Here is a 21,530-nt window from a genome sequence, read left to right as displayed (position 1 = left end):
TCGCGAGGGAGTCCAGATCAGGCGTCACAACCGATCTTTGGACTCCCTCGCTTCATGTCATGCGCGCCAGCGAGCCCTTGGCATCAATCATCTAGTTGGCCGGTTCGATGCGCCGTCGGCCGGAAGTGGTCCGGTCGCGCCGCCCGGCCGGGCGGCTGCGGGTCACCGACCTCTGCCCGCTGCCTCGACCGCGGTCGGGCGGGGACGCGGTTCCGGGCGGATGCCGACGGCGGTCCGGCGCGGACCACCCGCTGACCGCTCGTCAGCCGGTCACTTCGGACGGGCTCCAGGGGGAGGGCATCCGCAGGGGGCGGGGCGGCGCTGGGAGTCGGCGTGGACAAGGCAGGGGGCCCGGCAGATGGCCGGGCCCCCTTGGGTACTTCTCTTGTGCTCATGATGACGGCCGCGGGGGCCGTCTGCGGACCCGAGGGGTCCCGAGCGATCAGGTCATCAGAGGATGATCAGATAGCGGTAACGTTCTCCGCCTGCGGGCCCTTCGGGCCCTGGGTGACGTCGAAGCTGACCGCCTGGTTCTCCTCCAGCGAGCGGAAACCGTTCGCGTTGATGGCGGAGTAGTGGACGAAGACGTCGGGGCCGCCGCCCTCCTGGGCGATGAAGCCGAAGCCCTTCTCAGCGTTGAACCACTTGACGGTTCCCTGAGCCATGCCGTTCTCCTTGCGAGGGACGTATTGGGGACCACACCGTGTGGCGCCCGGTCCGCTGCGCTGATCGCCCTGCCTCCGGACGGGTCCGGAGTTTTTCGATATTGCTGAAAAACTACAAAAAGCCTGCGGTTACATGCTCCGCAGGCTTCAAGTACTGCAAGGGGAATCAAACTGCAACTGAGGGCAACGCTAGCATGCGGCTGCTGTGACGACCAGGGGTGACTTACAGGCCGGACAGGGCGTGTCGTAAGGCCGGTGCGAGGCTTCCGGAACGGCGGGCATACCCTGCGGAGAGGCGCACGAACAGCAAGGGAGCGGCCCAGTGGTGGTACCGGACGCGGAAACGCGGGAGTCTCGGGAGAACCCCCCGGTCAGGCCGCGGGTCGGGCATATTCAGTTCCTGAACTGCGTACCCCTCTACTGGGGGCTGGCCAGGACGGGCAATCTGCTCGACCTGGATCTCACCAAGGACACCCCGGAGAAGCTCAGCGACCAGTTGGTCGGCGGTGCTCTCGACATCGGCCCGATCACCTGCGTCGAGTACCTGCGGCACGCGGACCAGCTGCTGGTGCTCCCCGACATCGCGGTCGGCAGCGACGGTCCGGTGATGTCCTGCGTCATCGTCAGCAAGGTCCCGCTGGCCGAGCTGGACGGCCGCCGGGTCGCCCTCGGCTCCACCAGCCGGACCTCGGTGCGGCTGGCCCGGCTGCTGCTGGAGGAGCGCGAGGGAGTGCGGCCGGAGTACTTCAGCTGCCCGCCCGACCTGGACGCCATGCTCGCCGAGGCCGACGCCGCGGTGCTGATCGGCGACCCGGCCCTGCGGGCCTACCTGGGGCAGGCGGCCGCACAGGGCCTGGCGGTGCACGACCTCGGGGAGATGTGGAAGGAGTGGACCGGCCTGCCGTTCGTCTTCGCCGTCTGGGCCGCCCGCCGCGACTTCGCCGAACGCAGTCCCGAGCTGACGGCGGCGGTGCACCGGGCCTTCCTGGAGTCCCGGGACCTCTCGCTGGTCGAGGCCGGCGCGGTCGCCGAGCACGCGGCCCGGTGGGAGCAGTTCGACGCCGGGGTGCTGGAGCGCTACTTCAGCGAGGCCCTGGACTTCTCGCTCGGTGAGCGGCAGCTCGCCGGTATGGCCGAGTTCGCCCGCCGGGTCGCCCCGGACAGCGGCTTCGCGCCGGACGTCACGGTCCGCCTGCTGGAGCCGGCGCCGGTGGTGGTCTGACCGGCCGGTCGTCCTCGGCGTTCGCGGTGTCCGGGTGACGCTTCTTCGCGTGGCGTGGGCGCCGTGCGCTCCGGGCGGGCGACGAGCCGCGGTGCGCCTCGGACGGGCGACGGACGGCATCGGGCCGGCGGCCCCCGGGAGGGACGGGGCCGCCGTCCCGGCCGGTCGTCCCGTCCGGTGCGGGCTGCCGCTTGTCCCCACCGCCGCGCCGTGCGGCCCGGTAGCGTCTGCACGCGAGATCTGTGACGTCGTCGGCGCCCGAAGGCGCCGACGACGGCCGGGCGGCCGAGGGGAGCGTGCGGGATGCGGGCACTGGGGGCGGACGACCCGCGACAGGTGGGCGGGTACCGGCTGCTGCGGCGGCTCGGCGCGGGCGGAATGGGCCGGGTCTACCTGGGCCGGACGGCCGGTGGTCGCGCGGTGGCCGTCAAGCTGGTCCGCGGTGAGCTCGCGGAGGACGCCGAGTTCCGGGCGCGCTTCCGCCAGGAGGTCGCCGCCGCCCGCCGGGTCGGCGGCGCCTGGACGGCGCCCGTGCTGGACGCGGACACCGAGGGCGAGCACCCCTGGGTGGCCACCGGCTACGTCGCCGGTCCCGCGCTCGGCACCGCCGTCGGGGACTTCGGGCCGCTGCCCGAGCACGCCGTACGGGCCCTGGGCGTCGGGCTGGCCGAGGCACTGGCCCAGGTGCACGGCCTCGGGCTGGTGCACCGGGACGTCAAGCCGTCCAACGTCCTGCTGACCCTGGACGGCCCGCGCCTGATCGACTTCGGCATCGCCCGCGCGCTGGACGCGACCAGCGGCTTCACCCAGTCCGGCTACGTGGTCGGCTCACCCGGCTTCATGTCGCCGGAGCAGGCGAACGGACAGCCGGCCGGCCCGCCGAGCGACGTCTTCTCGCTGGGCGCGGTGCTCGCCTTCGCGGCCACCGGCGTGCAGCCCTTCGGTGAGGGGGTCAGCGTGGCGGTCCTGCTCTACCGGGTACTGCACGAGGAGCCGGACCTCACCGGGCTCACCGGGTCGCTGCGCCCCGTCGTGCGGGACTGCCTGGCCAAGGACCCGGCCGCCCGTCCGACTCCGCGGCAGCTCCGGGACCGGTTGGACGCCGACGGCGCGGCCACCGTCCGGCTGGGGCGGGGCGGCTGGCTGCCGCCGGCGCTGGCGGCGGGGGTCGGCCGCAGTGCGGTCGAACTGCTCGACCTGGAGGGGGAGGTGGAGGCGGGGGGAGCCGATGCCCCGGCGGGCCCCGCCTCGGCGGGTGGAGCACCGGTGGGGGTTCCTTCGGCGGGTGGTGTTCCTTCGGAGGGTGGGGTTCCTTCGGCGGGTGGTGCACCGGGCCGCACGCCGACCGATCGGGTGTCGGTCGACCGCGCACCGCGTGATCACGTGCCGCGCGATCACATGCCGCACGAAGGGCTGCCGCGTGACCAGGTCCCGCACGACCGGGTGCCGACGGAGGCGGCAGGGCGTCGGACCCGGACCGCGGTGGTGGTGGCGGTGCTGGTGGCGGCGGTGGTGTTCTCGGCCGGCGGCTACGGCCTCTACCGGGGGTTCCGGGGCGACGTGGTCCAGGAGCGCACGCCCAGCTCCGGACCGACCGTCACGGCGTCGTTCAGCTGGTCGGCGACCGCGAGCTCCACCACGTCCACGTCCACCACCACGTCGTCCACCACCCTGCCCGCCGGCCAGGCACCCCCGCCGGGCACCGCCGCCGGGCCGAGCGTCGTACCGCCCGCCTTCCTCGGCACCTGGCGCGGGGAGATGACCACCGACAAGGGGCTGCCCGCCGGTACGACCACGCTGGTGATCGGCCCGGCCACGATCGGGCAGGAGAACACCACCAGTCGCAACGCCGTCACCGGCCTGATCTCGGTCAGCTGCGAGGGCGCCTGGACGCTGGACTCGGTGTCGGAGGGGAAGCTGGTGTTCACCTCCCGGCTGGTTCGCTCCTCGCTGCCGGGAGCGTGCAGCAGCGGCTCCAACGCGGAGACGCTGACCCTGCAGAAGGACAGCACCATCCGGTTCGGCTCCGCCGATCCGGCGGCCGGGAACCCGACCGGGACGATGCGGAAAGTGGCCTGACGGCAGAGCGCGAAAGCGCTGGCGTAGGCTGGTTCGGCCGTACCAGGAACTACTGAAACACGCAGGAGTACCTGGGAACGCGCGGTAGTGCCCGAGAACACGCAGTAGTACCCGAGAACACGCAGTAGTACCCGAGAGAGAGAAGGCCGCCAGGTGTCCGAGCTCGCAGCGACCACCCTCGATGCGCCCAGCACCGACCTGCAGGCCGTGCTCGACCGGGCGGCCGGCGGTGGCCGGATCAGCCCCGAAGAGGCCCTGGAGCTGTACCGCTCGGCGCCGCTGCACGCGCTCGGTTCGGCGGCCGACGCGGTGCGCCGCCGCCGCTACGCCGGTACCGAGCACATCGCGACGTACATCATCGAGCGGAACATCAACTACACCAACGTCTGCGTGACGGCGTGCAAGTTCTGCGCCTTCTACGTGCCGCCGAAGAGTGACAAGGGCTGGTCCCGCGACCTCGACGAGATCCTGCGCCGCTGCGCGGAGACGGTCGAGCTGGGCGGCACCCAGATCATGTTCCAGGGCGGGCACCACCCGGACTACGGCGTGGAGTACTACGAGCGCGCCTTCTCGGCGATCAAGGCGGACTTCCCGCAGCTGGTGATCCACTCGCTGGGCGCGTCCGAGGTCGACCACATGGCCCGGATCTCGGGGGTGTCGATCGAGGAGGCCATCACCCGGATCCACAAGGCGGGCCTGGACTCGTTCGCCGGCGCCGGCGCCGAGCTGCTGCCGGCCCGCCCGCGCAAGGCGATCGCACCGCTCAAGGAGTCCGGCGAGCGCTGGCTGGAGATCATGGAGGCGGCCCACGGCCTCGGGGTGGAGTCCACCTCCACCATGCTGATGGGCACCGGCGAGACCAACGCCGAGCGGATCGAGCACCTGCGGATGATCCGCGACGTGCAGGACCGTACCGGCGGGTTCCGCGCCTTCATCCCGTACACCTACCAGCCGCAGAACAACAAGCTCCAGGGCTCGACCCAGGCGACCGTCTTCGAGTACCTGCGGATGATCGCGATCGCCCGCCTCTTCCTCGACAACGTCGCCCACATCCAGGGCTCCTGGCTGACCACCGGCAAGGAGGCCGGCCAGCTGTCGCTGCACTACGGTGCGGACGACCTCGGCTCGGTCATGCTGGAGGAGAACGTGGTCTCGGCGGCCGGCGCCAAGCACCGGTCCAACCTCACCGAGCTGATCCACCTGATCCGGGCCGCCGACCGCGTCCCGGCCCAGCGCTCGACCACCTACGAGCACCTGCGGGTGCTGGACGACCCGGCCAACGACCCGGTCGACCCGCGGGTCGCCTCGCACATCGCCTCCACGGCGATCGCGGGTGGCACGGCGCACCCCGAGCTGAAGATCCTCGACAACGGCTGACGGCTGACGGCTGACGGCAGTCGGTTGACGGCAGTCGGTTGGGGGCGGCCGGTGGCCGGCGCCGGCCGACGCCGTCTCCGGCCGGCCGTGCCCGTCTGACCGGTGCCGACCCCGTTTTGGTGACCTCGCGATGCTGACACTGCACCGGGCCGCCCTCGTGCTGCCCGACCCGGCCGACCCCACCGCCCCGTCCGTCGCCGACGGGGCGGTGCTGGTGCACGGCGAACTGATCGCCGCTCTCGGCCCGTACGCGGAGCTGGCCGCCGCCCACCCCCGCGCCCGGCTGCGCGACTGGGGCGACGGCCTGCTCACCCCCGGTCTGCGCAACCCGTACGGGCACTGGTTGCTGGAGTGCGCGTACCACCCGGACCCGCGCGAGGAGATCGGGGACGCTCCGGTGGCCGGGGGCCTGTTGACGCCGGCGGGACCGGTGGACGAGGCGCGCTGCGGGGCGAGCGCCCGGCGCGGGTTGCAGCGGATGCTCGGCTTCGGCGTGACCGCGGTGGCCGGCCCGTTCGAGCGCGCCGCGGTGCGTACGGCGGTGGCCCGGTCGGGGCTGACCGCGCTGCCCGGTCCGGTGGGGCTCCCCGGTTGGGCGGGGCTCCCCGGGGGCGAAAGGTCCCCGGCGGCGGAGGGGCCGTTGGATCCGCTCGCCGTGCTGCCGCTCGCGGCGGCGGTGCACGGGCGGCTGGCCGTCGGCGGGCGGGCCGACTTCGCCGTCTTCGCTGTGCTCGGTGCCGCCGGTGCTTCCGGTTCGGCCGGTTCGGCCGGTGCTTCCGGGCCCGGAGGTCGTGCCGATGCCGCAGGGTCCGGAGTGGGTCGGCGACCGGCCGGCTGTCTGGCGACGGTACTGGCCGGGCGGTTGGTGTACCGCCGACGCTGAGCGTCACCTACTCGGGGGTGGCCGACTTCCGTATGACATGCGGAAGTTCCTTCGTGTGCCGTCGAACTGTGGTGTCGGCCATATTGTCTGATTCACCCTTCGCCGTGACCTGAGGGCCCGCCAGCGGATACGATCCCGGTCAGCTCAGTCCGTACCCTCACCGCGCACCGCCCGCCCCCGCGGGTGGCGGGGCCCCGTCCCAGGCCCCGAAGGCTAGCCAGGACAGGAACCATGCGATCCGCGACCGTCCCCCCGCCGCGTTCCCTGCGGTTGGGCCGTGGCTGGTACCTCACCGCCGTACTCAGTGCCGTGCTGGCCGTTGGCATGTGCCTTCTTGGCTGGCGCCAGGCCGAGCAGGCCGACCGGATCGGCGCGAACCCGGTGAGAGTGGACGGCGTCGTCACCCAGATGCCCACCGGTGGCGGCTCCTACAGCACCGTCAGCTACCGGGCCGCCGGCCAGCAGCACACCGCCGCCGCGCTGCCCTTGGCGGACGGAGCCAAGGTCGGTGACGCGGTCTGCCTGGAACACGCCGCCGACGACCCCGGCGCGGTCCGGATCTGCGGCGCCACCTATCCGCAGCCGGTCGGTGTCGGGCTGGCCTGGTTCAGCGTGCCGGTGGCCGTACTGCTCTTCCTCGTCTGCGTGCTGCGGATCCGCCGGCACCACCGGGCGGTCGCCATTCGCAGCGGCAACGGACGGTTCGCCACCACCGTTGCGCTGGCCACCGGTGCGCTGGCCGAGGGGATGCCCGCGATAACGCAGGGCAAGCGCTCACGCCGTAGGCGGCGCTCGGGCGGGCGACGCGGCCTGCACTGAGGCGGCACGCCGTCGTGCACGCCGTTGTGCGCGCCGTTGTGCACGCCGTCATGAACGCCGTCCCACGGGTGCCGTCGAGGTGCAGTCCCGTGCGCCCCGGACGGATCCGCCGGCGGCCGTGTCGGGGCGGGTGCCGGGGTCGCGAAGGGCTGGTGGCGTGCGGGCGGCGTGCCCCCTTGCCGAACTCGTCGGTGCCAGGGTGAACAATGGGGGCGTGACCCGAGCCTCTCTGGACAAGCAGCCGCACGAAGTCGCCGCCATGTTCGACGACGTCGCGGCCAAGTACGACCGGACCAACGACGTGCTTTCCCTCGGCCAGGCCCGTGCCTGGCGCCGGGCGGTGGCCGAGGCGGTGGCCGCCGGACCGGGCGATGTCGTGCTCGACCTCGGGGCCGGCACCGGCACCTCCTCGCTGCCCTTCGCCGAGGCGGGCGCCACGGTCGTCCCGTGCGACTTCTCGGTCGGCATGCTCGCGGAGGGCAAGCGCCGGCACCCCGAGCTGCCGCTCACCGCCGGTGACGCGACCAGGCTGCCGTTCGCCGACGGCACCTTCGACTCGGTGACGATCTCCTTCGCGCTGCGCAACGTGCAGGACACCGACGCCGCGCTGAGCGAGATGTTCCGCGTCACCAAGCCCGGCGGCAAGCTGGTGATCTGCGAGTTCTCGACGCCGACCTGGACGCCGTTCCGGACGGTCTACACCGAGTACCTGATGCGGGCGCTGCCGCCGGTCGCCACCGCGGTCAGTAGCAACCCGGATGCCTACGTCTACCTCGCCGAGTCCATCCGCGAGTGGCCGGACCAGCCCGCGCTGGCCGCCAAGCTGCAGGACGCCGGCTGGTCCAAGGTGGCCTGGCGCAACCTCACGGGTGGGATCGTCGCCCTGCACCGGGCGTACAAGGTCTCGTAGCGCGCGGGGGCGGGCCGGGGGTGGTTCGGCCCGCCGGGTGCGACCCCCGGCCTGGGAGGGCGGCGGGACGTCGAGGGGTGAGCGGCGCGCGAGGCCCGTTCAGCCGCGCGGCCAGACCACGCCCTGCAGGTCCTCGATCGAGCGGTTGAGCCGGGTCAGTGCCGTCGCCAGCCCGGCCACCTCGGCCTCCGACCACCCCTTCAGGACCCGGCCGAGCCCCTCCTGGTGGCGTCGGCGGTCGTCCGTGAGGGCCTCGCTGCCGACGGCGGTGATGGCGAACTTGCGGGCCACCCCGCCGTCCGGGTCGGGGATCCGTTCCACCACGCCGGCCCGGAGCATCGCCGCCGCCTGGCGGTTCACGGTGGAGGCGTCCAGCTGGAACGCCTCCGCGAGCTGTCCGATCGACATCGGTCCCTGCGCCTCGATCCGGGAGAGCAGCAGATAGGCCGAGCGCTCCAGGGAGCCGGCAGTGCGCCCGCCGGCCATCGCGTGATGGCGCCCGATGAGCATCAGCTCCCGTTCGATGTCGTTCAGGTGGTCCCTCACGTGTGCCTCCGGGCGGCCGTACTCCCTGCGTCGTTCGCGTTCATGGTAACCACGAGGATCTGATGTGCATGGTGCATGCAATATGTATAGTGCACATGACGAGAGGAATGGGCCCATGAAGAGTGCCGAGAACAACGCCGTGGGCGGTGCCGTGCCACCGACCGGCCGAAATGACCGTCGTTCGGTCGGCGCGGGGTCGGTGGGTGCGCGGTCGGCCGGCGAGGCGTCGGTTGGTGCCGGTGCCGGTGCCGGTGCCGGGAGCGGCGCGATCGTCGCGGCACTGGCCTTCGCCGGCATCACGGTCGCCGTGATGCAGACGATCGTCATTCCGATCATCCCCGCCCTGCCGGGGCTGCTCCACACCTCGGCGTCCAACGCTTCCTGGGCACTCACCGCGACCCTGCTCGCGGGCGCCGTCGCTACCCCGGTCAGCGGCCGGCTCGGCGACCTCTTCGGCAAGCGCCGGATGCTGCTCGCCAGCCTGGTGCTGATGATCGTCGGCTCGGTGGTGGCGGCGCTCGGCTCCTCGCTGGTCCCGGTGGTCGTCGGCCGCGCGCTCCAGGGCGCCGCCGCCGGCGTCATCCCGCTGGGCATCAGCATCATGCGGGACGTCCTGCCGCGGGAGCGGCTCGGTTCCGCGATGGGCCTGATGAGTTCCTCGCTCGGCATCGGCGGCGCACTGGGACTGCCCGCCGCGGCCGTCGTCGCCCAGCGCGCCGACTGGCACTGGTTGTTCTGGGGCTCGGCCGGGCTGGGGGTGCTCGCGGCCGCCCTGGTCCTGACGATCGTCCCGGAGTCGCCGGACCGCACGGGTGGCCGCTTCGACGCGATCGGCGCCGCCGGACTCTCGGCGGGGTTGGTCTGCCTGCTGCTCGCCATCTCCAAGGGCGGCGACTGGGGCTGGCTCAGCGGCCTCACCCTCGGCCTGTTCGCCGCCGCCGTGCTGATCCTGCTGCTCTGGGGGCTGTTCGAACTGCGCAGCGACCAGCCGCTGGTCGACCTTCGGGCCACCGCCCGACGGCAGGTGCTGCTCACCAACGGGGCCTCGGTGGCGCTCGGCTTCGCGATGTACGCGCAGTCGCTCGCCCTGCCCCAGCTGCTGCAACTGCCCGAGGCGACCGGCTACGGTCTCGGCCGCTCGATGGTGGTGGCCGGGCTCTGCATGGCCCCCGGTGGACTGATCATGATGCTGGTCTCCCCGTTCTCGGCGAAGCTCTCCGCCGCCAAGGGGCCGCGGACCTCGCTCCTGGTCGGCGCGGTCGTCCTCGCCGTCGGGTACCTGTTGGGCCTCGTCCTGCTGCACGAGGTCTGGCAGCTGGTCCTGGTCGGCTGCATCCTCGGCACCGGCATCGCCTTCGCCTACGCGGCCATCCCGGCGCTCATCATGGGGGCCGTCCCGCCCGGTGAGACCGCTGCCGCCAACGGGTTCAACGCGCTGATGCGCTCGATCGGCACCTCGTTCGCCAGCGCGGTGATCGGCGCGGTGCTCGCCCACACGGCCGTCTCCTTCGGGCCGGCGCAGGTGCCCTCGCTGGGCGGTTTCCGGGCGACCTTCGCGATCGGTGCCGGGGCGGCCGCGCTCGGGGTGCTGATCATCGCCTTCATTCCGCGCCGGCGCCGGGAGGTGGCACCGGTTCCCCTCGTGGTGCTGCCGGGCGGAGCCGGTGACGCGGTCGACGGCGCGGTCGGTGGCGGGGTCGGTGGCGGGGACGGGGTCTCCGACAGGGTCGACGGCGCGGTCGGTGGTGCGGGCCGGGCTGAGGTCGCGCCCGGGGGCGAGCCCAGGGGTGGGGCCGAGGCCGGGGCTCGCGTCTAGCCGCGGAGTGCGTCGTGGGTGCCGCCCTCGGATCCTGGCCCGGGGGCGGCAACTAGACTGCCGGGGACAACGCCTCCGTCCCCCAGCCGTAGCTCCAGGAGAGTGCCCACCGTGTCCGAGACCGCAGCCGACCTGACGAAGCCGGACAGCACCGTGGAGAGCACCGCGGACGTCATCGTGGTCGGTGCGGGCCCGGCCGGCGCCACCACCGCGTACTACCTCGCCCAGGCCGGTCTCGACGTGCTGCTGCTGGAGAAGACCTCGTTCCCCCGGGAGAAGGTCTGCGGCGACGGCCTGACGCCCCGTGCCACCAAGCAGCTGGTCGACATGGGGATCGACGTGTCGATCGAGAACGGCTGGCTGCACAACAAGGGCCTGCGGATCATCGGCGGCGGCGTCCGGCTGGAGCTGGACTGGCCGGAGCTGTCCGCGTTCCCCGACTACGGACTGGTCCGCAAGCGCGCCGACTTCGACGAGCTGCTCGCCCGTCAGGCGGAGAAGGCCGGCGCCCGCCTGTACGAGCGGTGCAACGTCAGCGGCCCGGTACTGGACGACCGGACCGGCCGGATCGTCGGCGTCACCGCCCGGCTCGGTGACGAGAAGCGCGCGGTGACCTTCCGCGCGCCGCTGGTCGTCGCGGCCGACGGCAACTCCACCCGGCTCTCGCTGGCGATGGGCCTGCACCGCCGTGAGGACCGTCCGATGGGTGTCGCCTACCGGACGTACTTCAACTCCCCGCGCCATGACGACGACTACCTGGAGTCCTGGCTGGAGCTGTGGGACACCCGCGCGGGGGACCGCAAGCTGCTGCCCGGCTACGGCTGGATCTTCGGCATGGGTGACGGCACCTCCAACGTCGGTCTCGGCATCCTCAACTCCTCGCCCGCCTTCGGCGAGCTGGACTGGCGTGACGTGCTCAAGGCCTGGTGTGCCAGCATGCCGGCGGAGTGGGGCTACACCCCCGAGAACATGACCGACCCGATCCGCGGCGCCGCCCTGCCGATGGCCTTCAACCGTCAGCCGCACTACACCCGCGGGCTACTGCTCGTCGGTGACGCCGGTGGCATGGTCAACCCGTTCAACGGCGAGGGCATCGCCTATGCGATGGAATCCGGCCAGATCGCGGCCGGCGTCATCGTCCAGGCCAACGCCCGGGTGACGGACGCCGGCCGCGAGCGGGCTCTACAGGCCTACCCGCGCATCCTGAAGGATGTCTACGGCGGCTACTACACCCTCGGCCGCGCGTTCGTGAAGCTCATCGGCAACCCCAAGGTGATGCAGCTCGCCACCCAGCGCGGCCTGACCCACCCGATGCTGATGAAGTTCGTCCTCAAGATGCTCGCCAACCTGACGGACCCGCAGGGCGGCGACGCCATGGACCGCATCATCAACGGCCTCACCCGCGTCGCCCCGAACGCCTGACGGGTGGTGCCTGACGGATGGTGCCTGACGGGCCGTGCCGCCTGCCGGGCGGCGTCCGTCAGGCGGTGCGAGGTGGGCGGCGCCCCGGTGGGCGGCTCAGGGCCGTGGGTGCAGGGCCGGTGGGTGCAGGGCCGAGGGCCGTTACTGCTCCCGGCGGCCGGCGGTGGAGCGCTGCTCGACGTAGGCGAGGCGGTCCGCGAAGACCTGGGCGGCGTCCGGCGTGAGTGTGCGCAGGGCGACGAGGGCGCTGAAGACGACGTCGCAGAGCTCGTGCTGCACGTCCTCCCAGGTGTGGGTCACGCCCTTGCGGGGATTCTGCCCGGTGACGCCGACCACGGCGGCGCCGACCTCGCCCACCTCCTCGGAGAGTTTGAGAATGCGGAGCAGGCGCTCCTCCTGAGGGGAGAGCTTGCTCTCCCTGTCCAGCCATGCGACCAGCTGGTCGACGCTCTCCCAGATCCTGCTGTCCATCGGCGTTGCTCCCGTACGGCATCGGTGACGTCGACCACCGTACGGGAGCGGTGCGCTGGGTTCAGCGGGAGCTGATCTTCACGTTCCGGATGTTCACCGGCAGGGTCGGAAAGCCGTCGCCGGGGTTGTTCTGGTCGTCCTCGCCGCCGGCGGCGATCTTCTGGAGGACGTCCAGGCCGGCGGTCACCCGGCCGAACGGGGTGTAGGCGGGGGAGAGCTTGGTGTCCTTCCAGACGAAGAAGAACTGGCTGCCGTTGGTGTTCGGCCCGGCGTTGGCCATGGCCACGGTGCCGGCGGGATAGGTGGCGCCGGTGAGGTTCTCGTCGGGGAAGGAGTAGCCCGGGCCGCCGCTTCCGGTACCGGTCGGGTCACCGCACTGCAGGACAAAGATCCGCTGGGTGGTCAGCCGGTGGCAGTGGCTCCGGTCGAAGTAGTCGCGTTCGGCGAGAAAGCGGAAGGAGAAGGTCGTGCAGGGTGCCTCGGCGGTCAGGGCCTGGAAGGTGATCGCGCCCTGGCTGGTCTTCAAGGTCGCGCTGTAGGGCTTGGCGGCCTTCTTGGCGTCGAAGACCGGGATGCCCTTGAAGTTGTCGGCGGGCACCGCCGGGGTGTAGGCGCAGGTGGCGGCCGCGGGTGTGGGGGGCGCGGTCGGCAGGGCGTCCGCCGCGGCGGTGCCGGTGCTCGTGGCGAGCAGCAGGACGGTGGCGGCGGCGGGCAACGCCCAGTGCTTGCGATTCACGTGACGGGCCTTCCGAGGGGTGGTGGACGGCTGGATTGTCATGGCGACATCATCCACGCCCGGGCGGGGATCCGGTAGACGCCGGGGGCAGGAGGTGGGTGGTGTGCGGCAGTGGCGGGTGTCGTGCGGTGCTTCGGGCGTCGTGGCGGGGTGGTCGACGAGGGATGCCTGCTCGGCGTCGGCATTGGCTGAGGCGTGGCGTTCGCGTGGCGCACGCTGTGGTGACCGGGTGGGTATCCGGGGGCGTTGTGTCGTCGACAGCGGCTGTGGGTGGTGGTGGGGATCAGGCGTCGGCGGGTGTGGTGAACAGGCCGGCGCGGGCGGCGAGGCCGGCGGCGTCGGCGGCTTGCTCGGCGGTGCGGGCGTCCAGGGGCTCGCCGGTGACGAACAGGCGGTAGTAGAGCGGGGCCGTCGCCGCCCGGACCACTTCGGCGCCGTCCGTTCCTCCGGGCAGCTCGCCCCGTTCGACGGCCCGCGCGGCCACTGCGGCGGCCTGGCGGTGGCGAGCGGTGAAGAAGGCGCGCAGGGCGGTGGTCCCGATGTCGGACCGCTGGGCGGCGGTGATCAGCGCGGTCGGGATCGGGCCCAGTTCGGGGTCGGTGAAGACAGCGAAGACCTCGTGGGTGATCCGACGCAGGTCAGTGGCGAGGTCGCCGGTGTCGGGGGCCGACCAGGGCTGGTCGGCGGAGGCGGTGAGCGCGTCCGCGACCAGTCCGTCCACCCCACCCCATCGGCGGTACAGGGTGGCCTTGTGGACGCCTGACCGGGCCGCGATCGCGTCGACGGTCAGCCCGTCGTACGCCTTCTCGGCCACCTCGGCGAGCGTCGCGGCGACCACGTCCGCTCGCACCCGGGCGCTGCGTCCGCCGGGGCGGGGGATAGGGGTCCGAGCTTCCTCGCTCACGGTGGTCTCCAGTCGTTTCGGCACACGGTGTGACGACGGTGCCATGCCTCCCTCACTTTAATGCGACGGGAGTCGTATTTTGCTTCGCACTGAGGCGCTCGAAGCCGAAAACCGTTGATCGCGGGCGGTGCGGTGCGCGAAGATGGCGGGCCTTTGGTGCAGGCCCTTAGAGAAGGCCTGCGGTGCTCCGAGATCCGTCCGATGTCGTACGGGAATCTCCTCGTCGGTTCCATTCGCTTCGGAGGGGTCCTGTCCATGCGCACTTCGTCGTCCTTTCTTCGTGATGTACCGGTCTTGCTGGTGGCCGTGGTGTGGGGGTCGAGCTTCCTCGCGGTGCAGCAGGTGGCGGAGTCGGGGACGGTGGTGGCCATGCTGGTGCTGCGGTTCGGGCTGGTGCTGCCCGTACTGGGTCTACTCGCGCACCGGGCACTGCGCGCGATGAGCCGGGCCGAGTGGCTGGGAGGAGCCCTCCTGGGGCTGGTGCTCGCCGGGGTCTTTCTGCTGGAGACCTATGGCGCGGTGCATACCTCCGCGACCAATGCCGGCCTGATCATCAGCCTCACGATGGTGTTCACCCCGCTCGCGGAGAGCGTGCTCACCCGTACGGCGTTGCCGCGAACGTTCCTCGCGGCGGCCGGGCTCGCTGTGGTGGGTGTCGCCCTGCTCACCGGCGACGGCGGGCTGAAGGCGCCGACGCCTGGTGATCTGCTGATGCTCGGTGCCGCTGTGGTGAGGACCGCGCATGTGCTCGCCATGGCCCGCGTCCGGGCCATTCGGTCCACCGATTCCTTGGGCCTCACCTGGGTCCAACTCGCGACCGCCACGGTGGTGTTCGCCGCGGCCGCGCCGTTCGCCGGACCGCTGCCCTGGACGGTCGCCGCGTCGTACGGCCCGGCCGAGTGGGCCTGGTTGTTGCATCTGGCGCTGCTCTGCACGTTGTTCGCCTTCTTCGTACAGATGTGGGCCGTCCGGGCCACATCGCCCTCCCGGGTCAGTCTGCTGCTGGGCACCGAGCCGGTCTGGGCCGCCGTGTTCGGGATCACCCTCGCCGGCAACCATCTGGGCCCGCTGGCACTCGTCGGAGGCGCTCTCGTCCTGGGCGCCACCGAATGGGGGCGCCGTACCGCGGTCGGAACGGAACGGGACGAAACCAAGCCGGTGGAGGCAGCCTCGGAGCCGGCACCGGCCTGACCGGGCGCGGTCGTCATCGGCGCCGTCCCAGGGTGCGGCGGGCGTAGGCCACGGTGACGACGGCGACCAGTGGACCCCAGGCGACCAGCGGGAGGTAGCACAGGGTCATGATCAGACCGGCGGTGCCATGGGGAGCTTCCGGACTGCTCATCGCGGACGCCCATCCGCCGAACAAGGACGACATGCCCGCCCAGACGAGAACGCCGGAGCCCAGGGCGGCCGGGACGATCGCGGCGAGTGGATGGACGGCGCGGCCGCCGATCAAGGGGACCCAGCGGGGCACCACCTCGCCCCAGGGGCGGACCAGACCGAGGGTGAGGAGGGCCAGGGCCTCGGCCAGAGCGCTCAACAGCAGGACGTAGGCGGTGCCCCAACCCGGGATGTAGCGATCGGTCGTCGCGGCGAGCTCCCCGGTGAAACCGACCGGAACGCCCAGCCCGAGGGCGACCCGCCAGAGCCCGGACGGCACGGTGGTCCAGACCGTGGCCCTTGCGGCGCGATCGGCCCAGCGAGGGACGCCGGCCGCGGTGTCGTGGCGGCGGCGGACCGCGCCGACGCCCGGTGCCACGGTCGTGGGGCCGCCGAGGCCGGGGTGTGCGGGCACTGGCACGACTGCGGTCACGGTGTCTGCCATGACGGTGAACTCCTTTCGTGGCCGGCCGCGGTGGCCGATCCGACGGGTCAAGCCTGGCCGCTGGGCGGGGGCGGCAACAGATGCCGATCGGGCTGTTCCGGCCGTTCAGAACGGGTGCGGGAATGTGCCGATCGGCAGAGGCGCCACCCGTCGGGGGCTCATAGGCTGACCGTCGAAGGGAGGCGATGATGAGTCAGATCCTGGCGTTGGTAATCCCCGTCGCTGTGCTGCTCGGCTGGGTGGTGCGGCTGCGGGCACGGTGGGGCGTGGCGGTCCTCGCCGGTACGGCCGGGGCAGGTTCGCTCGCGGTCACCGCGGGGATCTGGGCCGCCAGCCGCTGGACCGAGTCGGACCGGTGGTGCGGGCTGGCCGGTCTGCTTGAAATCGCCTCGCTTCTGGTCCTGTTGGTCTCGACGCTGCGGACCGAGACCGGGAGGCGGTCTGCGGTGGTCACGTGGACGATCGCGGGCGCGGTCGCACTCCAGCCGTCCCGCTTCCAGGGCATCGTCGGGCCGGAGGACACCTTGACGCTCTTCGGCTTCGGTTCGGTGCTCGCGGTGCCGGCGGTGCTGATGGGGTTGTACCTGCGGGGATTGGACGACACCCGGCTCCGTTCGGTGGCCGCCGCCCGTCGGACCCAGCGGCTCGAACTGGCTCATGATCTGCACGACTTCGTCGCGCACGACGTCAGCGCCATGGTCGCTCAGGCACAGGCGGGCATGGTTCTGGCCGCCTCGGATCCGGCTAGGGCGGTGGCGCTGTTCGAGCGGATAGAACGGGCCGGGCAACAGGCGCTGGCCTCGCTCGACCGGACCGTCCACCTGCTGCGCAGTGAGGAGACGGAGACTTCGGAGCGCGGTCCGCAGCCGGGCCTGGCCGAGCTCGTCGAGCTCACCGATCGGTTCGCGGAGTCCGGGGGCGTCACCGTGCTGTTGGACGCTCCGGCTGACCAGCCCGGGGTGCCCCGAGAGGTGGCGGCGACGGCCTACCGGGTCGTGGTCGAGGCATTGACCAACGTACGCCGGCACGCGCCCACCGCGCGCGTGATCGACATCAGGGTCCGGCGTGAGGGGCGGTGGCTGGAGGTCACAGTGCAGGACGACGGCAGTGCTCCGCAGCAGTCCGGTACGCGCTTCGGCGAGGCCCGCCGCGGCGGCAGCGGGCTTGCCGGGCTGGCGGCCCGGGTGGAGGCACTGGGCGGGGCGCTCGCCGCGGGGCGCGAGGGCTCCGGTGGCTGGTCGGTCACAGCGACGATGCCGTTGGAGGCGCGATGAGCATCCGGGTCCTTCTCGCGGACGACGACGAGGCGATTCGCAGTGCGTACCGGATCATTCTGGATGCCCAGCCGGACATCGAGGTGGTGGGTGAGGCGGAGGACGGCGAGTCGGCGGTCGAGCAGGCCCACCGGTTGCGGCCGGACGTGATCCTCGCGGACATCAGGATGCCGAGGCTGGACGGGCTGGAGCTGACCCGGCGGTTGGGCGAAGAGTTCCGGGTCGTCGTGGTGACGACCTTCGACCTCGACGAGTACGTGCAGGCGGCGATCCGCGCCGGCGCCGCCGGATTCCTGCTGAAGCGTTCCGGGCCGGCGCTGATCACCGAGGCGGTGCGGGCAGCCGTAGCGGGGGACGCCTTGATCAGCCCGCAGGTCACGGTGCGCCTGCTGCGCCAGCTGTCGCAGCAGGATCCGAGACCGCCGCTCGATGCGCGCTCCGAACGGCAGACCGCGCATCGCGCGAGGCAGCCACAGGAGCGGGGAAGGGGAGTAGGAGCCGCGCGCCGGGAGGCGCGGGGCACACCGGAGCGGCCGAGGCCGGAGTTCGTCGAGGAGCTCACCGCGAGGGAAAGGGAGATCGCTCAGCTCGTCGCCAATGGCTCGACCAACGCGGAGATCGGCTCGCAGTTGTTCATCACCGCCGGAACGGTGAAGAACCACTTGGCCACGATTCAGCGCAAGATCGGAGCCCGCAACCGCGTCGGCGTCGCGGCGTGGGTGTGGGAGAGCGGCGCCTGAGCGGCGCCTAGGCTGCGCCTGACCTCGGACAGCGCGGGGTACCGGCCCGCCGCACGCTGCCCGCCTCGGCAGCGTGCCACCCCGCCACCCCGGTCAACCCAGCCGCCGGCCCCGCCGGCCGGCCCGCCGAACCCACCCGGCCCGTCGGCGTCTCCCCGGAACTCGGCCGACCCTCGACGCCACCTGCGACGACACCCCCAACAGCACCCTCGGCAGCGCCTTCGCGGGCACCCTCGGCACCCTCGGTAGTGCCCCCGAATACGACGGAGCCGGCTCCGGGCCGGTCTTGGAAAGCGGACGCTCGCGCGCTTGTGAACGAAGGGTCAAGCGGACGTTCGGAGGGCCGCCACCCCTGCGAGTGAGGCGCTATAACACGTCAACATGACGCCTGGAAATTTGCCCCGAGCGACGCATAGTTGATATAGAAGCGAGGCTCTGACCTGCCGCTTCGCAGATGAATACGACTAACTGTGACCATTTGACTGCTTTGCGTTGACAACTCTGGTCATGTTCACTTTCGCCACCATTCCAAGGGTGGCGTAGATCACAAAGATCGCCGTGAACTGCGTGTCGCAGATCACAAGCCGACGGGCATAGGATGCGCTCGTTCCAGGCTTTGTGAACTGCCTCACATGAGGTGGATCTCGGGAACTGGGACGCGGGTCCACCACAGCGTGACCCGTCGGTTCCGATCTGCAGTCAAGGACGACTGGACGGAGGGAGCGGGCGCTATGAATGCCTACGCGCCGATCCTCGTACTCGGTGCCATCGCGGCGGCGTTCGCGGTCGGTTCCGTCGTGATGGCCTCACTGACCGGGCCCAAGCGTTACAACCGGGCCAAGTTGGAGGCGTACGAGTGCGGCATCGAGCCGACCCCGCAGCCCGTGGGCGGCGGTCGGTTCCCGATCAAGTACTACCTGACGGCGATGCTCTTCATCGTCTTCGACATCGAGATCGTCTTCCTTTATCCGTGGGCGGTGAGCTTCGACGCCCTGGGGATCTTCGGGCTGGTCGAGATGCTCCTGTTCATCGCCACCGTCTTCGTCGCGTACGCCTACGTCTGGCGCCGCGGCGGCCTGGAGTGGGACTGAGTGCGGGGCGGCCGCTGACTTTGTGAACGGGCGGACAAGCCCGGGCGGGTGCAGAGGCCCGAACCAGCGCACAGACCACAGCACTTGAGGGCACTGAGGGCATTGAGAGGGATCTGATGGGAATCGAGGAGAAGCTGCCGAGCGGCTTTCTGCTCACGAGTGTGGAGACAGCCGCGGGCTGGGTGCGCAAGGCGTCGCTCTTCCCGGCCACCTTCGGACTCGCTTGCTGCGCGATCGAGATGATGACCACCGGGGCCGGTCGCTACGACCTGGCCCGGTTCGGGATGGAGGTCTTCCGGGGCTCCCCCCGGCAGGCCGATCTGATGATCGTGGCCGGTCGGGTGAGCCAGAAGATGGCGCCGGTCCTGCGCCAGGTGTACGACCAGATGCCCAATCCGAAGTGGGTCATCTCGATGGGGGTCTGCGCCTCCTCGGGCGGGATGTTCAACAACTACGCGATCGTGCAGGGCGTCGACCACATCGTCCCGGTGGACATCTACCTTCCCGGGTGTCCGCCCCGCCCGGAGATGCTGATGGACGCCATCCTGAAGTTGCACGACAAGATCCAGCACGAGCCGCTGGGGGCGAACCGGCGCCGGGCCGAGGAGTTGGGCGAGGCGCTGGCCCTGCAGGCCACCCCGGTGAGTGAGATGCGGGGGCAGCTGCGATGAACGACCAGGTACCGGGGACCCGCCGCGACCAGGAGCAGCCGCGTCGCGAGATCCCCGTCGAGGTGGTCGGCCGCCGGCAGGGCATGTTCGGCGGTCAGGGCAGCGGGGACACGTCCGGATTCGGCGGGCTCAGTGCCCCGATCGCGCTGCCGCCCGCCACCGAACGCCCCTACGGCGGCTGGTTCGACGAGGTCGCGGACGAGCTGGAGGGCGCCCTGGAGGAGCAGGGCATCGAACCGGCGGACGTGATCGAGAAGACGGTCGTCGACCGCGCCGAACTCACCTTCCACATCGCGCGGGAGCACCTGCTCCGGACCGCGCGCGTCCTTCGGGACGACCCCGCGCTCCGCTTCGAACTCTGCCTCGGCGTGAGCGGTGTGCACTACCCGGGTGACCAGGGGCGTGAGCTGCACGCGGTCTACCACCTGCGTTCGATCACCCACGGCCGGCTGATCAGGCTGGAGGTCAGCGCACCCGACGCCGACCCGCGCATCCCGTCGGTGGTCACGGTCTACCCGACCAACGACTGGCACGAGCGAGAGACCTACGACTTCTTCGGTCTGATCTTCGAAGGCCACCCGGCGCTCACCCGGATCATGATGCCGGACGACTGGCTCGGTCACCCCCAGCGCAAGGACTACCCGCTCGGCGGTGTCCCCGTCGAGTACAAGGGTGCCCAGATCCCGGCTCCTGACCAGCGGAGGTCGTACAGCTGATGAGTACTCAGCACTACGAAGAGGCGGCGGCCGGAGGGGCCGCCCGGGCCGACGCCCGCGAGACCACCGAGGGCCGGGTCTTCACCGTCACCGGGGGCGACTGGGGTGAGGTGGTCGAAGCCGTCGGCCGGGCCGACGACGAGCGCATCATCGTCAACATGGGCCCCCAACACCCTTCCACCCACGGCGTGTTGCGGCTGATCCTGGAGATCGACGGCGAGACGGTGAAGCAGGCCCGCTGCGGCATCGGTTACCTGCACACCGGCATCGAGAAGAACATGGAGTTCCGCAACTGGGTCCAGGGCACCACCTTCGTGACCCGGATGGACTACCTGACTCCACTGTTCAACGAGACCGCCTACTGCCTCGCGGTCGAGAAGCTGCTCGGCATCACCGACGACATCCCGGACCGGGCCAGCGTCATCCGCGTGATGATGATGGAGCTCAATCGGGTCTCCTCGCACCTGGTCTGCCTGGCCACCGGCGGTATGGAGATCGGCGGCATCACGCTGATGACCTACGGGTTCCGTGACCGCGAGACCGTCCTGGACGTCTTCGAGCTGGTCACCGGCCTCCGGATGAACCACGCGTACGTCCGCCCCGGCGGCCTCGCCCAGGATCTCCCGCCCGGTGCGGTCGACCAGATCCACGAGGCGGTGAAGACTCTCCGCTCCAGGATGCACGAGTACGACAAACTCGCCACCGGCAACCCGGTGTTCAAGGCCCGCCTGGTCGACGTCGGCTTCCTCGACCTGCCCGGCTGCCTGGCCCTCGGAGCGACCGGGCCGGTGCTCCGCTCCACCGGCCTGCCGCACGACCTGCGCAAGACGGACCCGTACTGCGGCTACGAGAACTACGACTTCGAGGTCGCGATCGCCGACAGTGCCGACTCCTACGGCCGCTTCCTGATCCGTCTGGAGGAGATGAAGCAGTCGCTGCGGATCGTCGAGCAGTGCCTGGAACGCTTGCGCCCCGGTCCGGTCATGGTGGCCGACAAGAAGATCGCCTGGCCCGCCCAGCTGGCCGTCGGCCCGGACGGCATGGGCAACTCGCTCGACCACATCCGCAAGATCATGGGTACGTCGATGGAGGCCCTGATCCACCACTTCAAGCTGGTCACCGAGGGCTTCCGGGTCCCGGTCGGCCAGGCGTACGCGGCGGTCGAGTCGCCCAAGGGCGAGCTGGGCGTGCACGTGGTCAGCGACGGCGGGACGCGCCCGTACCGGGTCCACTTCCGGGATCCGTCGTTCACCAATCTGCAGTCGATGGCGGCGATGTGCGAGGGCGGCCAGGTCGCCGACGTGATCGTCGCGGTGGCCGGGCTCGACCCGGTGATGGGAGGCGTGGACCGGTGACAGACGTC

At 71.4% G+C, this 21,530-nt stretch carries 21 protein-coding genes; 15 read left to right on the top strand and 6 right to left on the bottom strand.

Annotation, left to right across the window (positions count from 1 at the left end; all coding sequences use genetic code 11):
• Positions 1–461: 461 nt before the first annotated feature.
• Positions 462–665: a cold-shock protein gene (locus tag ACFXHB_RS12585; protein WP_057227626.1), complete on the bottom strand. Its 204-nt coding sequence runs from the start codon at positions 663–665 to the stop codon at positions 462–464.
• A gap of 322 nt (positions 666–987) precedes the next feature.
• Between ACFXHB_RS12585 and ACFXHB_RS12580 the strand changes: the two genes are divergently transcribed.
• The 6 genes from ACFXHB_RS12580 to ACFXHB_RS12555 all read left to right on the top strand — a co-directional run bounded on the left by ACFXHB_RS12580 (position 988) and on the right by ACFXHB_RS12555 (position 7,955).
• Entirely contained in the window at positions 988–1,887 is a 900-nt protein-coding gene (locus tag ACFXHB_RS12580) for a menaquinone biosynthetic enzyme MqnA/MqnD family protein (protein WP_380573993.1), read from the top strand.
• Between the two features lie 303 nt (positions 1,888–2,190).
• On the top strand, positions 2,191–3,966 hold the full coding sequence (locus ACFXHB_RS12575) for a serine/threonine-protein kinase (RefSeq protein ID WP_380573992.1): 1,776 nt from the start codon (positions 2,191–2,193) through the stop codon (positions 3,964–3,966).
• A gap of 153 nt (positions 3,967–4,119) precedes the next feature.
• Positions 4,120–5,343, top strand: a complete 1,224-nt coding sequence (gene mqnC / locus ACFXHB_RS12570; RefSeq protein ID WP_380573991.1) for a cyclic dehypoxanthinyl futalosine synthase — start codon at positions 4,120–4,122, stop codon at positions 5,341–5,343.
• Positions 5,344–5,473: 130 nt separating this feature from the next.
• The gene (locus ACFXHB_RS12565; protein ID WP_380573989.1) at positions 5,474–6,226 is read left to right on the top strand and encodes a hypothetical protein; all 753 of its coding nucleotides are present in this window, start codon (positions 5,474–5,476) and stop codon (positions 6,224–6,226) included.
• A 231-nt stretch (positions 6,227–6,457) separates the two neighbouring features.
• On the top strand, positions 6,458–7,045 hold the full coding sequence (locus ACFXHB_RS12560) for a hypothetical protein (RefSeq protein ID WP_380573988.1): 588 nt from the start codon (positions 6,458–6,460) through the stop codon (positions 7,043–7,045).
• A 214-nt stretch (positions 7,046–7,259) separates the two neighbouring features.
• Entirely contained in the window at positions 7,260–7,955 is a 696-nt protein-coding gene (locus ACFXHB_RS12555) for a demethylmenaquinone methyltransferase (protein WP_380573986.1), read from the top strand.
• Positions 7,956–8,054: 99 nt separating this feature from the next.
• Here ACFXHB_RS12555 and ACFXHB_RS12550 read toward each other — a convergent pair whose 3' ends face one another.
• Complete coding sequence (locus ACFXHB_RS12550) at positions 8,055–8,465, bottom strand: MarR family winged helix-turn-helix transcriptional regulator (RefSeq protein ID WP_380574005.1); 411 nt, start codon at positions 8,463–8,465, stop codon at positions 8,055–8,057.
• A 151-nt stretch (positions 8,466–8,616) separates the two neighbouring features.
• Here ACFXHB_RS12550 and ACFXHB_RS12545 point away from each other — a divergent pair, with 151 nt between their 5' ends.
• Both ACFXHB_RS12545 and ACFXHB_RS12540 read left to right on the top strand, forming a co-directional pair.
• Positions 8,617–10,317, top strand: coding sequence for an MFS transporter (locus ACFXHB_RS12545; RefSeq protein WP_380573985.1), 1,701 nt, complete (start codon positions 8,617–8,619; stop codon positions 10,315–10,317).
• Positions 10,318–10,449: 132 nt separating this feature from the next.
• A complete protein-coding gene (locus ACFXHB_RS12540; protein WP_380574003.1) occupies positions 10,450–11,739 on the top strand; it encodes a geranylgeranyl reductase family protein in 1,290 nt (429 codons plus the stop codon).
• Positions 11,740–11,880: 141 nt separating this feature from the next.
• On the opposite strand, the gene ACFXHB_RS12535 is transcribed toward ACFXHB_RS12540, so the two are convergent.
• The 3 genes from ACFXHB_RS12535 to ACFXHB_RS12525 form a co-directional block, all read right to left on the bottom strand.
• Positions 11,881–12,210 carry a MazG-like family protein gene (locus ACFXHB_RS12535; RefSeq protein ID WP_380573984.1) on the bottom strand — a complete coding sequence of 110 codons (330 nt, stop codon included), beginning with the start codon at positions 12,208–12,210 and terminating at the stop codon, positions 11,881–11,883.
• A 61-nt stretch (positions 12,211–12,271) separates the two neighbouring features.
• Positions 12,272–12,988, bottom strand: a complete 717-nt coding sequence (locus ACFXHB_RS12530; protein ID WP_380573982.1) for a peptidylprolyl isomerase — start codon at positions 12,986–12,988, stop codon at positions 12,272–12,274.
• A gap of 241 nt (positions 12,989–13,229) precedes the next feature.
• Entirely contained in the window at positions 13,230–13,850 is a 621-nt protein-coding gene (locus ACFXHB_RS12525) for a TetR/AcrR family transcriptional regulator (RefSeq protein ID WP_380573981.1), read from the bottom strand.
• A gap of 255 nt (positions 13,851–14,105) precedes the next feature.
• Here ACFXHB_RS12525 and ACFXHB_RS12520 point away from each other — a divergent pair, with 255 nt between their 5' ends.
• Positions 14,106–15,041: a DMT family transporter gene (locus ACFXHB_RS12520; RefSeq protein ID WP_380573980.1), complete on the top strand. Its 936-nt coding sequence runs from the start codon at positions 14,106–14,108 to the stop codon at positions 15,039–15,041.
• Between the two features lie 13 nt (positions 15,042–15,054).
• Here ACFXHB_RS12520 and ACFXHB_RS12515 read toward each other — a convergent pair whose 3' ends face one another.
• Positions 15,055–15,675, bottom strand: coding sequence for a hypothetical protein (locus ACFXHB_RS12515; RefSeq protein WP_380573978.1), 621 nt, complete (start codon positions 15,673–15,675; stop codon positions 15,055–15,057).
• A 188-nt stretch (positions 15,676–15,863) separates the two neighbouring features.
• Here ACFXHB_RS12515 and ACFXHB_RS12510 point away from each other — a divergent pair, with 188 nt between their 5' ends.
• The 6 genes from ACFXHB_RS12510 to ACFXHB_RS12485 all read left to right on the top strand — a co-directional run bounded on the left by ACFXHB_RS12510 (position 15,864) and on the right by ACFXHB_RS12485 (position 21,522).
• Entirely contained in the window at positions 15,864–16,949 is a 1,086-nt protein-coding gene (locus ACFXHB_RS12510) for a sensor histidine kinase (protein WP_380573976.1), read from the top strand.
• Positions 16,946–17,689 carry a response regulator gene (locus ACFXHB_RS12505; RefSeq protein WP_380573974.1) on the top strand — a complete coding sequence of 248 codons (744 nt, stop codon included), beginning with the start codon at positions 16,946–16,948 and terminating at the stop codon, positions 17,687–17,689. The genes ACFXHB_RS12510 and ACFXHB_RS12505 overlap by 4 nt, the downstream gene beginning before the upstream one ends.
• A 731-nt stretch (positions 17,690–18,420) precedes the next feature.
• Positions 18,421–18,780: an NADH-quinone oxidoreductase subunit A gene (locus ACFXHB_RS12500; RefSeq protein ID WP_014137597.1), complete on the top strand. Its 360-nt coding sequence runs from the start codon at positions 18,421–18,423 to the stop codon at positions 18,778–18,780.
• 116 nt (positions 18,781–18,896) lie between these two features.
• The gene (locus ACFXHB_RS12495; protein WP_380573973.1) at positions 18,897–19,451 is read left to right on the top strand and encodes a NuoB/complex I 20 kDa subunit family protein; all 555 of its coding nucleotides are present in this window, start codon (positions 18,897–18,899) and stop codon (positions 19,449–19,451) included.
• Complete coding sequence (locus ACFXHB_RS12490) at positions 19,448–20,167, top strand: NADH-quinone oxidoreductase subunit C (protein ID WP_380573972.1); 720 nt, start codon at positions 19,448–19,450, stop codon at positions 20,165–20,167. The genes ACFXHB_RS12495 and ACFXHB_RS12490 overlap by 4 nt, the downstream gene beginning before the upstream one ends.
• Entirely contained in the window at positions 20,167–21,522 is a 1,356-nt protein-coding gene (locus ACFXHB_RS12485; RefSeq protein ID WP_380573971.1) for an NADH-quinone oxidoreductase subunit D, read from the top strand. The genes ACFXHB_RS12490 and ACFXHB_RS12485 overlap by 1 nt, the downstream gene beginning before the upstream one ends.
• Positions 21,523–21,530: the final 8 nt, after the last annotated feature.

This window comes from Kitasatospora sp. NPDC059327, assembly GCF_042752535.1.
In the GTDB taxonomy this organism is placed as follows: Bacteria; Actinomycetota; Actinomycetes; order Streptomycetales; family Streptomycetaceae; genus Kitasatospora.
The sequence above is the reverse complement of the archived record's forward strand: the minus strand, read 5'-3'. Positions and strand labels throughout refer to the sequence as shown.